Source organism: Streptomyces sp. NPDC059861, from assembly GCF_042731435.1.
GTDB lineage: Bacteria > Actinomycetota > Actinomycetes > Streptomycetales > Streptomycetaceae > Streptomyces.
The window spans coordinates 164,395-178,469 of the sequence record NZ_JBHWJQ010000006.1 but is presented as its reverse complement, the minus strand read 5'-3'; the positions used below and the strand labels follow the sequence as shown (position 1 = coordinate 178,469).

13 protein-coding genes are annotated in these 14,075 nt (G+C 71.5%); 1 reads left to right on the top strand and 12 read right to left on the bottom strand.

Translation table 11 applies throughout. The features are described 5' to 3' along the window. Nucleotides 1-104: 104 nt before the first annotated feature. The 9 genes from lepB (ACFV6X_RS07735) to ACFV6X_RS07695 form a co-directional block, all read right to left on the bottom strand. Nucleotides 105-1,076 (bottom strand): signal peptidase I, encoded by a 972-nt coding sequence (lepB, locus tag ACFV6X_RS07735; protein WP_385379128.1) that lies wholly within the window; start codon nucleotides 1,074-1,076, stop codon nucleotides 105-107. After that, nucleotides 964-2,058 (bottom strand): signal peptidase I, encoded by a 1,095-nt coding sequence (gene lepB, locus ACFV6X_RS07730; protein ID WP_385379125.1) that lies wholly within the window; start codon nucleotides 2,056-2,058, stop codon nucleotides 964-966. Before lepB (ACFV6X_RS07730) ends, lepB (ACFV6X_RS07735) begins: the two co-directional genes overlap by 113 nt. After that, the gene (gene lepB, locus ACFV6X_RS07725) at nucleotides 2,051-2,767 is read right to left on the bottom strand and encodes a signal peptidase I (protein ID WP_385379122.1); all 717 of its coding nucleotides are present in this window, start codon (nucleotides 2,765-2,767) and stop codon (nucleotides 2,051-2,053) included. The genes lepB (ACFV6X_RS07730) and lepB (ACFV6X_RS07725) overlap by 8 nt, the downstream gene beginning before the upstream one ends. 45 nt (nucleotides 2,768-2,812) lie before the next feature. Next, nucleotides 2,813-3,163 carry a 50S ribosomal protein L19 gene (rplS, locus tag ACFV6X_RS07720; RefSeq protein WP_365458049.1) on the bottom strand — a complete coding sequence of 117 codons (351 nt, stop codon included), beginning with the start codon at nucleotides 3,161-3,163 and terminating at the stop codon, nucleotides 2,813-2,815. Between the two features lie 135 nt (nucleotides 3,164-3,298). After that, nucleotides 3,299-4,132, bottom strand: a complete 834-nt coding sequence (trmD, locus tag ACFV6X_RS07715; protein ID WP_365458052.1) for a tRNA (guanosine(37)-N1)-methyltransferase TrmD — start codon at nucleotides 4,130-4,132, stop codon at nucleotides 3,299-3,301. Further along, nucleotides 4,132-4,674, bottom strand: coding sequence for a ribosome maturation factor RimM (rimM, locus tag ACFV6X_RS07710; RefSeq protein WP_385379118.1), 543 nt, complete (start codon nucleotides 4,672-4,674; stop codon nucleotides 4,132-4,134). Before rimM ends, trmD begins: the two co-directional genes overlap by 1 nt. A gap of 86 nt (nucleotides 4,675-4,760) precedes the next feature. Then, entirely contained in the window at nucleotides 4,761-5,000 is a 240-nt protein-coding gene (locus tag ACFV6X_RS07705) for an RNA-binding protein (RefSeq protein ID WP_005479813.1), read from the bottom strand. A 2-nt stretch (nucleotides 5,001-5,002) separates the two neighbouring features. Further along, nucleotides 5,003-5,428, bottom strand: coding sequence for a 30S ribosomal protein S16 (rpsP, locus tag ACFV6X_RS07700; protein WP_385379115.1), 426 nt, complete (start codon nucleotides 5,426-5,428; stop codon nucleotides 5,003-5,005). Between the two features lie 278 nt (nucleotides 5,429-5,706). Then, on the bottom strand, nucleotides 5,707-6,303 hold the full coding sequence (locus ACFV6X_RS07695) for a hypothetical protein (RefSeq protein ID WP_385379112.1): 597 nt from the start codon (nucleotides 6,301-6,303) through the stop codon (nucleotides 5,707-5,709). A 668-nt stretch (nucleotides 6,304-6,971) separates the two neighbouring features. Between ACFV6X_RS07695 and ACFV6X_RS07690 the strand changes: the two genes are divergently transcribed. Continuing rightward, nucleotides 6,972-7,856: an SAM-dependent methyltransferase gene (locus ACFV6X_RS07690; protein WP_385379109.1), complete on the top strand. Its 885-nt coding sequence runs from the start codon at nucleotides 6,972-6,974 to the stop codon at nucleotides 7,854-7,856. A gap of 46 nt (nucleotides 7,857-7,902) precedes the next feature. Here ACFV6X_RS07690 and ftsH read toward each other — a convergent pair whose 3' ends face one another. The 3 genes from ftsH to ACFV6X_RS07675 form a co-directional block, all read right to left on the bottom strand. Beyond that, entirely contained in the window at nucleotides 7,903-9,843 is a 1,941-nt protein-coding gene (gene ftsH / locus ACFV6X_RS07685; RefSeq protein WP_385379106.1) for an ATP-dependent zinc metalloprotease FtsH, read from the bottom strand. A 107-nt stretch (nucleotides 9,844-9,950) separates the two neighbouring features. After that, nucleotides 9,951-11,501: a signal recognition particle protein gene (gene ffh / locus ACFV6X_RS07680; protein ID WP_385379103.1), complete on the bottom strand. Its 1,551-nt coding sequence runs from the start codon at nucleotides 11,499-11,501 to the stop codon at nucleotides 9,951-9,953. Between the two features lie 114 nt (nucleotides 11,502-11,615). Then, entirely contained in the window at nucleotides 11,616-14,060 is a 2,445-nt protein-coding gene (locus ACFV6X_RS07675; RefSeq protein WP_385379100.1) for a [protein-PII] uridylyltransferase, read from the bottom strand. Nucleotides 14,061-14,075 lie beyond the last annotated feature (15 nt).

The following is a 14,075-nucleotide window of genomic DNA, read 5'->3' as shown; positions in this document are numbered from 1 at the left end:
GGATCCGCACCCTACCCGGCGGTACCAGACCCGGTCAGCCCTTCATCCAGCCCGGCCCGGCAGCTCCACGAGGACTTCACGCCCTCCGGAGGCCGGAAGCGGGATCAGACGGCCGTCCGACGGCGGCGCCACAGCGCCACCGGCACGACCCCGGCGAGGGCCAGCGCGTTCGGGGCGCCGGTGAGGGCCGCGGCAGCCGACGGCTGGTCGTTCAGGCCGGGCTGGTCGAAGGTGTCCGGCACGGGGAGGGTGCCCCAGCGGTTGATCGGCCAGGCCTTCACGATGGCGCGTCCGACGACCTTGTCGACCGGGACCATGCCCTTGTTGGCGTCGCCCTGGTTGTAGCGCGAGTCCCGGGAGTTCTGCCGGTGGTCGCCCATGACCCAGATGAAGCCCTCGGGGACCTTCACCTCGAACTGGCCGCCCTGGTCGTCCTGGCTGCACGGCGTGTTGCCGGGGTAGACGTACGGCTCGTCCAGCGCCTTGCCGTTGACCTTCAACGGGCCCGTGCCGTTGCACTCGACGGTGTCTCCGCCGACGCCAATCACGCGCTTGATGAGGTCCTTCTCCTCGGCGGACGGCATCAGGCCGATCCAGCTGAGGAACGTCTGCAGCGCGTTCGGGTCCGCCGTGGGCTCACCCGCGAGCCAGTTGTCGGGGTCGTGGAAGACGACGACCTCGCCGCGGTCGGGCTCGGAGCCGAACCACGGGGTGAGCTTGTCGACGAGGACGCGGTCGCCCTCCTGCAGGGTGTTCTGCATCGAGTCGGAGGGGATGGAGAACGCCTGCACCAGGAACGTCTTGATCAGCAGCGCCAGCACCAGCGCGATGCCGATCAGGATCGGCAACTCCTTCCAGAAGGAGCGCTGCTTCTTCGGCTGCCTGGGGTCGGGCCCCTCCGGCCCGTGCTCCCCGGTCTGGCTCTGTTCGTCCGTCACCGTGCCGTCCTCGGCCCTTCGGCCATCATTCCCGGAGTTCACAGCGCGGGCCGCGGCCTGGGGGCCCGCTTCCACGGGGCGTCCGCGGTGCTCCTCGCCGTCGTGTCCGGACCGTGCGCCAACCGCCACATCCCCCACGCCAACTCCTCACTCTGTGCCGCCGTCTGCGCCACACAAGACGCAGGCCCACCACTCCCATAACGAGCGGGAGTTCCGCAGGGATCGGGAGGTGGATCGTTCCGTTCGGATCGTCGGGGGCAACCCTATGCGACGGCTGGGGGGCCGCGGTCGACCCGGATGCCGAGTCGGACACGGAAGCGTAGGTATTCGGTTCGTTCAGCGTGGTCCAGTGGCCCAGAGGCCAGGCGATCACGACGGCCCGGCCGACGACCTCGTCCTCCGAGACGGTGCCGCCGTAGTCGGTGTCCTGGTGCGAGCGGGAGTCCGCGGAGTTGGAGCGGTGGTCGCCCATCACCCACAGCCGGCCCTGCGGCACGGTGATGTCGAACGGGGTCGCGGACGGCTCGTCGCCCGGGTTCAGGTAGTCCTCGATCAGGGGAACGCCGTTGACCGTGACCCGACCCTGCGTGTCACAGCACTGCACGCGGTCACCACCGACGCCGACAACCCGCTTGATCAGGTCCTTCTCGTCCTCGGACGGCAGCAGGCCGATGAAGGTGAGCCCCTCCTTGACCTGCTTGACGACGACGGGGTCGTCCTTCTTCTGCGTGGGCTGCTCGTCCTGGAGCCAGCCACCGGGGTCCTTGAACACCACGACGTCCCCGCGCTCCGGCTTGGTGCCGAACCACGGGGTGAGCTTGTCGACCAGTACCCGGTCGCCGATCTGGATCGTCTGCTCCATGGAGCCGGACGGGATCACGAACGCCTGGACCAGGAAGGTCTTCAGCACGAGCGCTATCAGCACGGCCACGCCGACCAGGAGCGGTATCTCCTTTATGGCGGACCGGCGCCGGCGCCGCTTGACCTTCCGCTGGAGCTTGCGCCGCTCGGCGCGGGTGCGCCCGCTTCCGGCCCCGGCGGCTGCCCTCCGGGTGCCGGTGGGCAGCAGGTTCTCGGCGGCACTGACGGGCGCACCGCGGGGCCTGCCACGGTTACCCATGTCCACCGTCCGCCGCGGGCACGCGCGCGTAGGCGCCGGTCCGGTCCAGGTGGGTGGCATGGCCGACGGGCCAGACGATCCAGTCCGCCCGGCCGATCACGCCGTCGACGGGGATCATGCCGCCGCCGGGTGAGCCGAGGTGGTCACGGGAGTCGCTGGAGGCGCTGCGGTGGTCGCCGAGGACGAAGAGGGTGCCGCCGGGCACGACGACGTCGAAGGCCACCGTGGACGCGCCGTCGCCGGGGTACAGGAACGTCGACTCGTCGACGGACCGGCCGTTCACCTGGAGCCTCCCCTCCTTGTCGCAACAGACCACGTGATCTCCACCCACACCGACGACGCGTTTGACGTAGTCGGCGTTCCCGAAGTACCCGGTGCCGTCGAAGACGACCACCTCGCCACGTCGCGGCTGAGCACCGAAACGGTACGCCAACTTATTTACGAGTACGCGGTCGCCGATCCTCAATTCCCGCTCCATCGATCCACTGGGGATCCGGAACGGTTGCACCACGAAGGTGTTGAGCAGCAACGCGAACACGAGGCAGGCCAGCACGGACAGGGTGATCCGCCCGCCCGGGACCCACTCGGCGACCCGCGCCACCAACGCGGAACGCGACCGGTCCTCCGGCCCTCCTGTGTCCGAGGTCTCCTCGGGTCGGGAAGGGCGGGAGGAGCGGTCGCGCTCCGTTGGCTGTGCTTCGGTGTCCATCGGGGCCAGATGCTATCCGGCCCCGGACGGAACCCCGGGAGGCGCTCAGTTCTCGCGCTTCTCCTTGATCTTCGCCGCCTTGCCGCGCAGGTCGCGCAGGTAGTACAGCTTGGCGCGGCGGACGTCGCCCCTGGTGACGAGCTCGATCTTCTCCACGATCGGGGTGTGCACCGGGAAGGTGCGCTCGACGCCGACGGAGAAGGAGACCTTGCGGACCGTGAAGGTCTCGCGCACGCCGGAACCCTGGCGGCGGATCACCACGCCCTTGAACTGCTGCACACGGGAGCGGTTGCCCTCGATGACGCGGACGTGCACGTTGACGGTGTCACCCGGGCGGAAGGCCGGGACGTCGCTGCGCAGCGACGAGGCGTCGACGGTGTCGAGCAGGTGAGCCATTTCTTCTGCTTTCCTCGCTGATGCCACAGGTCATCAACGGAAACTAGGTTTCTGGTGAGAGAGCCGTGCGGGTCGGGGCGGGCGTCGTGTCCCCCTGTGGCAGGGGCGCACGCCGGACAGGCGCACAACAGCGGCCTATTCTTCCACGCCCTCGGTCCTGCGCCAAAATCGGCCGAACGGCTCACCCTCGGGGTCCGGCGCCCAGCCCAGGATGGAGAGCATCTCGCGGTCCTTCTTGTCGAAGGCCTTGGGGTCACAACGCTCGATCAGGTCAGGCCGGTTGGCCGTCGTACGCCGCAGCGCCTCGTCGCGCCGCCAGCGGGCGATCTTGCCGTGGTGCCCGCTGAGCAGTACCTCCGGGATCCCGCGGTCCCGCCACTCGGGCGGCTTGGTGTAGACGGGCCCCTCCAGGAGGCTCGCCATGGCGCCGGGCGCGAACGAGTCGTCCCGGTGCGACTCGGCGTTGCCGAGGACGCCGGGCAGCAGCCGCGCCACGGCCTCGGTGACGACCAGAACGGCCGCCTCACCGCCGGCGAGGACGTAGTCGCCGATGGACACCTCGTACACCGGCATCCGGGTGGCGTACTCGTCGACGACCCGCCGGTCGATGCCCTCGTAGCGGGCCGGGGTGAAGATCAGCCAGGGGCGCTCGGAGAGCTCGACGGCGAGTTCCTGGGTGAAGGGACGGCCACTGGGCGTGGGGACGATCAGGGCCGGACCGTGCGAGCCCGTCTCGTAGCCGTCGGCGAGGACGGAGTCGAGGGCGTCGCCCCAGGGGTCGGTCTTCATGACCATGCCGGGGCCGCCGCCGTAGGGCGTGTCGTCGACCGTGTTGTGGCGGTCGTAGGTCCAGGAGCGCAGGTCATGCACGTGCACCTGCAACTGGCCACGCGCGCGTGCCTTGCCGACCAGGGAGACGTTCAGCGGGTCGAGGTACTCGGGGAAGATCGTGACGACGTCGAGCCGCATCAGGACTCGTCCCTGGACGAGGCGATGTCCGCGCGGTCGTCGATCAGGCCGGGCGGCGGGTCGACGACGGCCCGCTGCTCCTCCAGGTCGATCTCGGTGACGATCTCCGAGACGAACGGGATCATGACCTCGCTGCCGTCCGGGCGCTCCACGATGAACAGGTCCTGCGAGGGCAGGTGCGAGACCTCGGTGATCCGGCCGACCTCCACCCCGTCCGTGGTGACGACGTCGAGGTCCATCAACTGGTGGTCGTAGTACTCGTCCTCGCCCTCGGGCAGTTCCTCCGGGTCGATCTCGGCGATCAGGAGGGTGTTGCGCAGGGCCTCGGCGCCGGTGCGGTCGCGCACGCCCTCGAAGCGCAGCAGCAGACGGCCACTGTGCACACGGCCCGTCTCGATCGTCAGCGGCCCGGTGGAGGCCGGGTCGGTGGCGAGTACGGCGCCGGGCGCGAGCCTGAGTTCCGGCTCGTCGGTACGTACCTCGACGTTGACCTCGCCCTTGATGCCGTGGGCACGGCCGATCCGTGCGACTACCAGCTGCACTGTGGTTGTTCTCCTGTCGTACGACTACGGGCCGGGGACGGCCCACTGGCCCTCCCCGGCCCGAGCCGGTGCTGCGCTGCCTTGTGTCAGCGGACGTGGTCCACGTCGACGAGGTCGACACGGACACCGCGGCCGCCGATGGCGCCCACGACGGTGCGCAGGGCGCGCGCGGTGCGGCCGTTGCGGCCGATCACCTTACCGAGGTCGTCGGGGTGTACCCGGACCTCCAGCACACGCCCGCGACGCAGGTCGCGCGAGGCGACCTGCACATCGTCAGGGTTGTCGACGATGCCCTTCACGAGGTGCTCGAGAGCCTCCTCGAGCATGCTCAGGCCTCGGTGGACTCAGCCGCGGACTCGGCCGGGGCCTCGTCCTTCTTGTCGGCCTTCTTCTTCTGGGTGATGGCCTCACCCTTGCCCTCGTCGTCACCGCCGAGAGCCTCGAAGGACGGACGCGCGGCCTTCGGCTCCGCGACGAGCAGCGGCGCCGGGGCGGGCTCGCCCTTGAACTTCTGCCAGTCGCCGGTCTTCTTCAGAATGGCGAGCACGGGCTCGGTCGGCTGGGCGCCGACACCGAGCCAGTACGCCACACGCTCGGCGTCGACCTCGATCACCGACGGGTGGTACGTCGGGTGGTACTTGCCGATCTCCTCGATCGCACGGCCGTCACGGCGGGTGCGGGAGTCGGCGACGACGATGCGGTAGTGAGGCGAACGGATCTTGCCCAGACGCTTCAGCTTGATCTTGACTGCCACGGGAGTGGGTTCTCCTGGATTTGACGTGGTTGGGCACGGCGAGAAGGCCGCGTGGGGTTGCGGTACCCGAGTGCCCGATGGACGCGTCAGCCGGAGGAGAGAGGGGTCCTGTGCGGCTGTCGAGTACAGCTGTCCATTGTGCCACAGCCCACGAGCCGCTTCGGACCACGGGTGCGCCCAGGCACACCGCAGCGGCACCCGGCGTCCCCGCGACGGACGCCGGCTGCCTGACCCGCGGCACTACGGGTGCCGCACGGCTGCCACGAGCAGCCGTGCGCTCACCTCGCTCCCGCGCCCACCACCTCGGGGATGCGGAACGGCTTGCCGCAGCCGCCGCACATGATCGGCGCCTGGGCCAGAACGGACGGGACGACCCGTACGTTGCGGCCGCAGTCGCACACCGCCTTGACCCGGACGCCGCCGCCGGAGGAACCGTGGCGGGCGGCCGGGCCGCGGAAGCTGCGGCTGGTGTCGGTGCTGGTGGCGGCGGTATGGGCCTTGAGGGCGCGCTGCAGGCGCTCGATCGTCGGGCGGTATCGCCGCTTCGCCTCGGGGTTGAGCGTGACCAGCGAGAAGCCGCTGCTTGGATGCGGCTCCTCCGGGTGGTCCAGGCCCAGCTCCTCGGCGATCGCGAGGAATCTGCGGTTGTGGTACCGGCCGGCGCGGGAGGTGTCGCGGATTCCGCGCGCGGCAGCGATGCCGTGGACTGCCTCGTGAAGCAGCCGCTCGAAGGAGAGTTCGTGTCCGCAGGCGGACGACGACTCCCCGATCAGGGACTCGGGCGCGGCAAGGTCCGGCAGCTCGGGGTGGTACCGCTGAATGTCGGCCCACGCCTGTGCCAGCTCTGCGGCGAGAACAGGTGGTGTCGTGCTCACGTAATGACAACGAGCCTGGATCCCGCTGTGTTCCTATTCCGGGGCATCCCAAATAATTTGCACGTACCAGTCAGTTGCCGCTGATGCGTCCGCAGGAGGGCGGGTGCGCTGATCTGCGGAGAAGCCGCACAGCTCACAACAAGGTGGTACGTAGCCTGACGTACGACCCGGCGCGTAGAGCGCGTCCGCGCGGCGGGGAGGACGGGTCCACGGGTGCGCAAGAGGCGTTTCGGCCACCTCGCGCCCTCGCCCGGCATGCGCGCGGTACGAGCGTGACCCTATCGGGTCCGCCACCGGGGTCCGCCACCGCCCCGTCCTTCCGCGAAGGCACCGCGACCGGGCCGCGACCTGGCGGCGACCGGCCCTCTCGACCTTGGCCGGAACCAGGCCACCGCCCCGCACCGCGACCGAGCGTCATCGCCTACGGCACGATCGCGCCACTCCTCGGTCCCCCGGACGGAGCAGTTCCGTCGTGAGGAGGGACAGCGGCATTGCCGGAATGTGAATTCTCGCCACTCACGGGGGCACCTCACAAGCGGGTCGCCGAGACCCCTGGACGCGGTCGCGGGCTCGGAGTTACCTGGCATACGGGGGAAGGATGGGCGTACGCGACGGGGGGCGACGAAAACGGGTACAGCGGCAACTCGCTGCGGATTGGGGCGCATTCGATGACACCTACGCTCGTGCGGCAGCACCTGCCTCACGCGGGACCCGCACCCCGCGTGGACCTGTGTGCACGCGCGCGTGACTGGTCGGAGATCCAGGAGCGGATGCTCGTACCGCTCTACGAGGCCGTCTACGAGCGACTGGCCGTGGGACCCGGCACGCGGCTGCTGGGGCTCGGCTGCGGTTCGGGGCTCGCCCTGCTGATGGCGGCTTCCCGGGGCGCAGCCGTCACCGGTGTCGAGTCCGCCTCGCCCGAGAGACTGGCCCTCGCGCGCGAGCGCCTGCTGCCGGGGGCCGGGGAGGCACCCCGCACGCGTGCGCGTGCCGCGGGAGCGCGGCTCGTCGAGGGCTCGCCCGAGGACGCCGGGCCCGAGGAGGCGGCCGACGCGCAGACACCGGCGTACGACGTCGTCACCGCATTCGAGCCCATCGGGTGTCTCGCGGGGGACGCGGAGGGCCTCGGTGAGCTGCTCGCCGCGGCGACCCCGCTCGCCGGCCGGGGCGCGCCGGTGGTGCTGGCCGGCTGGGGGCCGCCGGAGCGTTGCGCCACCTCCTCGGTGCTGCGGGTGGCGACCAAGCTGGCGGATCCGCTGCGCGGCGGCGGCAGCTGGCGGCCGGCGCTCCGCGACGACCTGGAGGAGGTGGCACAGGGGGCCGGGCTCAGGCCGGACGGTTCGGGCCGGGTCGCCTGCCCGTTCGGGTACGCCGACGTGGACAGCGCGGCGCGCGGTCTGCTGTCGACGGGGCTGTTCGACGCGGCGATCGCGGCGACCGACCAGGAGCAGGTCGACAAGGAACTGGCCGAGGCGCTGCACCAGCACCGCCGGCCGGACGGCACTGTGTGGATGCCGAACGTGTTCCGCTACCTGATCGCCCGGACGCCCTGAGCGGCGGGGGCGAGGAGGGGCGGCAGTTCCGGGGCCGGGCCCCGGGCTACCCCTCCCCGTTCGTCTTGGCCAGGCGGGAGATCCCGGCGATCCGGTACGCGTCCGCCTCCTCCAGCGTCTCCCGCTCCAGCAGCGCCGCCGCCAGCGCGTCCAGCTGGTCGCGGTGGTCGCGCAGCTTGCGGCAGGCCTCTTCGTAGCACTCGTCGACGACCCGCCGCATCTCGCCGTCGATCACGTCCAGCGTCTGCGGCGCCGCCGACAGCCCGTACGCCTGCTGGGCGTCGTTGGGCAGCGCCGACAACCGGCCCACCTGCCGGCTCATGCCCCAGCGGGCGACCATCCCGCGCGCGATGTTGGTGACCTGCTCCAGGTCGCTCTCCGAGCCGGTCGTGATGACCCCGTAGACGACGTGCTCCGCCGCCATCCCGCCGAGCGCACCGATGATCCGGCCTCGCAGATAGTCCTCGGTGTACGCGTATTTGTCCGATTCCGGCGTCGACAGCGTCACCCCGAGCGCCCTCCCGCGCGGCACGATGGTGATCTTGCGGACCGGGTCGGCGCCCGGCTGGAGCATGCCCAGCAGGGCGTGCCCGCTCTCGTGGTAGGCGGTGCGCCGGCGTTCGTCCTCGGGCATCACCAGCGCGCGTTCGGCGCCCAGCTGGACCTTCTCAAGGGCTTCCGAGAGGTCGGAGTGCGTCACCTGGTCCTGGCCCCGCTTGACGGCGAGCAGCGCGGCCTCGTTGGCCAGGTTGGACAGTTCGGCGCCGGTCATGCCCGGGGTCGTACGGGCGACCCGGGCGAGGTCGACGTCCGGGGCGAGCGGGATCTCCCGGGTGTGGATCCTCAGGATGGCCTCGCGGCCGCCCCGGTCCGGCGGCGCGACGTTGACGATCCGGTCGAAGCGGCCGGGGCGGGTCAGGGCGGGGTCCAGGACGTCGGCCCGGTTGGTCGCAGCGATCACGATCACGCCCTCCGACCCGGAGAAGCCGTCCATCTCGGTCAGGATCTGGTTCAGGGTCTGCTCACGCTCGTCGTGCCCGCCCACGGCCGCTCCGCCGCCACGCGCCCGGCCGATGGTGTCGATCTCGTCGATGAAGATGATCGACGGCGCCACCTTGCGCGCCTCCGCGAACAGCTCCCGCACCCGGGACGCGCCCACGCCGACGATCATCTCGATGAACTCGGACGCGGAGGCCGAGAAGAACGGCACCCCCGCCTCCCCCGCCACCGCCCGCGCGAGCAGCGTCTTGCCGGTGCCGGGCGGGCCCGCGAGCAGCACACCGCGGGGCAGCTTGGCGCCCATCCGCCGATAGGCGCCCGGGTGCTTCAGGAAGTCGACGACGTCGTTGAGCTCGCCCTCCACCTCGTCGATGCCCGCCACGTCCGCGAACGTCGTGCGCCTCTCCCCCGGCTCCAGCTCGACCGGCCTGGGCGGCGGCTTGCGCCCGAACATGCCGCCCGCCCCGCCGAGCCCCGCTCTCGCCCGCCGCGCGATGAAGACCCACAGCAGGACGAGCAGCAGGATCGGCGCCAGCGAGAGCAGCAGATTGGCCACGACGCCGCGCTGCTGGACGACCGGCTCCGCGGTGACCGTGACGTCGTGCCTGGTCAGGTCCTCCCAGAGCTGATCGTCCGCGAAGGCCGGCCGCTGCGTCTTGAACCGGGTGTAGGTGCCGTCGCCCCCGGGGTCGTCCTGGGCCTTCTTCAGCTCGCCCTGGATCGCGTCACCCTTGGAGTAGATCTTGCTGACGTTGCCGGCGTCGACCTGCTCGCTGAACGCCGTGTAGGAGATCGTGGGTTCCTCCTCGTCGAGGAACGACAGCACGAGGTTGGCGATCAGGAACACGACGAGCGCGGTGACGGCGAGTCCCCACCAGCCGCCGGGCATCTTCCGCCAGCCGGACGGCGGCCTCGACGAGTCCTCGGGCGTGCCCTCGGTGCGCCAAGGCTGGTCCGGCGACTTTCGCGACGGCGCGGCGTTGGTCATATCGGGACGTTACGACACAGGGGCCCCGCAAGCATGTGCGGATACGGCGCCGGGGGCACCCCTTCGGAAAGGGGTGCCCCCGGCGCCGTCACGACAAGAAGTGGCCGTCAGCCCATGAACTTCTTGAACTCGTCCGGCAGCTCGAAGTCCTGCGCGCCCTGCTGCGGGACCCCGAAGGCGTTGCCGCCCTGGGCGGCGGCCGCACGGCGGGCGGCGGCGTCCTGCTCCTGCTGCTTGCGCTTCATCGGGTTGCCGGAGCGCTGCTTGCCCTTGGCCTTCTTCTGCTGCTTCTTCGCCCGGCCGGGACCGCCGCCCATGCCCGGGACCCCCGGCATGCCGGGCATGCCGCCGCCCTGCGCCATGCGGGACATCATCTTGCGGGCCTCGAAGAACCGCTCGACCAGGTTCTTCACGGCGCTGACCTCGACACCGGAACCGCGGGCGATACGGGCGCGGCGCGAGCCGTTGATGATCATCGGATCCTGGCGCTCGCCCGGCGTCATCGACTTGATGATCGCGGCGGTGCGGTCGACGTCCCGCTCGTCGAGGTTCTGGATCTGGTCCTTGATCTGGCCCATGCCGGGCAGCATGCCGAGCAGCTTGGAGATGCTGCCCATCTTCCTGACCTGCTCCATCTGGGCCAGGAAGTCGTCCAGGGTGAAGTCCTGGCCCTTCTTGGACGCCAGCTTGGAGGCCATCTTCTCGGCCTCTTCCTGGCTGAACGTCTTCTCCGCCTGCTCGATCAGGGTGAGCAGGTCACCCATGTCGAGGATGCGGGAGGCCATCCGGTCAGGGTGGAAGGCGTCGAACTCGTCGAGCTTCTCGCCGTTCGACGCGAACATGATCGGCTTGCCGGTGATCTGGCGGATCGACAGCGCCGCACCACCACGGGCGTCACCGTCGAGCTTGGAGAGCACCACGCCGTCGAAGCCGACGCCGTCGCGGAAGGCCTCGGCGGTGTTGACCGCGTCCTGACCGATCATCGCGTCGACGACGAAGAGGATCTCGTCCGGGGAGACGGCGTCGCGGATGTCCGCGGCCTGCTGCATCATCTCCTGGTCGATGCCGAGGCGGCCGGCGGTGTCCACGATCACGATGTCGTGGACCTTGGACTTCGCGAAGTCGATGGAGTCCCTGGCGACCTTGACCGGGTCACCGACGCCGTTGCCCGGCTCCGGCGCGTAGACGGCCACGCCCGCGCGGTCGGCGACCACGCTCAGCTGGTTCACCGCGTTCGGGCGCTGGAGGTCGGCGGCGACCAGCAGCGGCGAGTGGCCCTGCTCCTTCAGCCACCAGCCGAGCTTGCCCGCGAGGGTGGTCTTACCGGCACCCTGGAGACCCGCCAGCATGATCACGGTGGGCGGCTGCTTGGCGAAGCGCAGCCGCCGGGTCTCGCCGCCGAGGATCGTGACGAGCTCGTCGTTGACGATCTTCAGGACCTGCTGGGCGGGGTTCAGCGCCTTGGAGACCTCGGCGCCGAGCGCGCGCTCCTTGACGTTCTTGATGAAGCTCCGGACGACCGGCAGCGCCACGTCCGCCTCGAGGAGCGCGATCCGGATCTCGCGAGCCGTGGCGTCGATGTCCGCTTCACTGAGTCGCCCCTTGCCCCGGAGGGACTTGAAGGTGGCTGAGAGGCGGTCGGAAAGGGTATCGAACACGGCGGCGTCGGTCCTCGGCAGTAGGCGACAGTATGGATCGCCCTCCAGGGTATCTGCCCCGCCAAGGGAATCGTCCTCGTCCAGCACATGAAGGAGCTCCACGAGTGGCCCGGGTCACCCCCGCAGCATCTCCTCCAGCTTCCGTGCCACCGCCACCGCCTCCTCGCCCGGCAGGGGGGCTCCCTGCGGGCCTGCGACATAGAACGCGTCGACCGCGTTCGCGCCCAGCGTCGACACATGCGCGCTGCGCACCCGCACGCCCGCGTCCTCCAAGGCCCTCCCGATGCGGAACAGGAGCCCAGGCGCATCCTGGGCACGCACCTCGATCACCGTGGCGAGACGGGACGCCGCCGAGGCGACCGTCACGCGCGCTGGGGGCGCAACGACGCCCCGGCGGCGCGGGTAGGCGGCGTCGCGCTCGGCCAGGCGGCCGGCGATGTCGAGGGAGCCGTCCAGGGCCCGGACCAGGTCCGCGCGCAGCCGGGCGGCCTGCGGCAGGGAGCCGTACTCGGCGGCGACCCGCCAGTCCAGCAGCAGCACCGAGCCGTCGACGCCGTCCGGCAGCCGCAGGGACCGCAGCTCGGCCGCGCGCACGGTCAGACGGTGCATGGCGAGCACGCCGGACACGGCGGGCAGCACACCGGGCTGGTCCGGTACGGCGATGAGGAGTTCCACGCCGAGCGGCTCGGGCTCGCCGGTCGCCTCCTCGGTGGGCGCCTCGGTCTGGGCCCGCAACGCCAGCACGGGGCTGCCCGTCGCGATCGCCTCGATGGCGAGCCGTTCCTGCTCGGCGGTGGGCGCCGCGGCCTCCGGATCTGCCGGGGAGTCCCCGGCCAGCACCGCCGAGACCCGCTTCACCAGGTCGGCGACGAGCGAACCCCGCCAGGACGACCAGGCGGCCGGCCCGGTGGCCAGGGCGTCGGCCTCGGTGAGCGCGTGCAGCAGCTCCAGCGTGCCCTGCGAGCCGACCGCCTCGGCGACGGAGCGCACGGTGGCGGGGTCCTCCAGATCACGCCGGGTGGCGGTCTCGATGAGCAGCAGGTGATGGCGTACGAGGGTGGCGAGGACGGCCACGTCGGTGCGGTCGAAGCCGATCCGGCCCGCCACGTCGCGCGCGATGATCTCGCCCGCCACCGAGTGGTCGCCCGGCCAGCCCTTGCCGATGTCGTGCAGCAGCGCGGCGACCAGCAGCAGGTCGGGCCGGCTGACCCGGCGGGTGAACTCGGAGGCACGGACGGCGGTCTCGATGAGATGCCGGTCGACCGTCCAGATGTGCACGGCGTTGCGCTGCGGCCGGCAGCGCACCCGCTCCCAGTCGGGGATGAGCCGGGTGATCAGGCCTTCCGCCTCCAGGGCCTCCCAGACCTCGATGGTCGGGGGCCCGGAGCCGAGCAGCGTGACCAGTTGCTCGCGGGCCTCGGCGGGCCAGGGCGTGGGCAGGGGGCGCACACCGGCCGCCATGCGCCGCACGGCGTGCAGGGAGAGCGGCAGTCCGGCCTGCGCGGCGGCGGCCGCGGCGCGCAGCGGGAGTACGGGGTCGCGGTCGGGTCGCGCGGCCCGCGCGAGCACCACCTCGCCCTCCTGCTCCACCACGCCCTCGGCCAAAGGGGACCGCTCGGCGACCTGCCTCCCCCCGCCCAGCATGGACCGCAGGCGGGGCCGCACGGCCCGCGACCGCAGCACGCGCCCCACTTCACGCCAGGTGACATCGCTGGCGTACGAGACGAGCCGCGCCGCCTCGTAGACCTGCCGCAGCAGGGTGTCGGCGTCGAGCAGTCCCAGCTCGGCCGCGACCTGGTCCTGTTCCTGCAGGGCGAGCCGGTCGGTGGCGCGTCCGGTGGCGAGGTGCAGGGCGTCGCGGACGTCGAGCAGCCGGCGCCGGGCGTCGTCGAGGCCTTCGCGCGGGGCGTCGGCCAGCCAGGAGGCGGCGACGGCGCGCAGGGCGGTGGCGTCCCGCAGGCCGCCGCGGGCCTCCTTGAGGTCCGGCTCCAGCAGGTACTGCAACTCGCCCTGGCGTTCGGCGCGTTCGGCGCAGAGTTCCTGGAGCTGGGGGAGGCGTTTGGGCGCCTGGTTGCGCCAGTCGGCGAGGACCGCCGTGCGCAGGCCCGCGGTCAGGCCGAGGTCGCCGGCGAGGTGGCGGGCGTCCAGCAGGCCGAGCTGGACCTTCAGGTCCTCCCCGGCCGTCCTGCGCGCCTCGGCCGGGGTGCGGACGGAGTGGTCGAGTGCCAGACCCAGGTCCCAGACCGGGTACCAGATGCGGTCGGCGAGGGCGGCGATCGCCGCAGGGTCGCCGTTGTCGTGCAGCAGGAGGAGGTCCAGGTCGCTGCGCGGGGACAGCTCGCCGCGGCCGTAGCCGCCGACCGCCACGAGGGAGACCCCACGAAGCCCTTCCGCTCCCGCGCCGAACAGCCCCGCCAGCCAGTCGTCGGTCAGCCCGGCCAGGGCGGCACGGCGCGGCGGCCCGGACCGCGCCCCCTCCGTGAGGAGACGCAGCCGGGCCGCCGCGTAGCCGCTGGGTCCCGAGTCCTCTGCTTCCGTCCGTACGCCCGTGCTCGTCACCCAGCGACTCCTGTT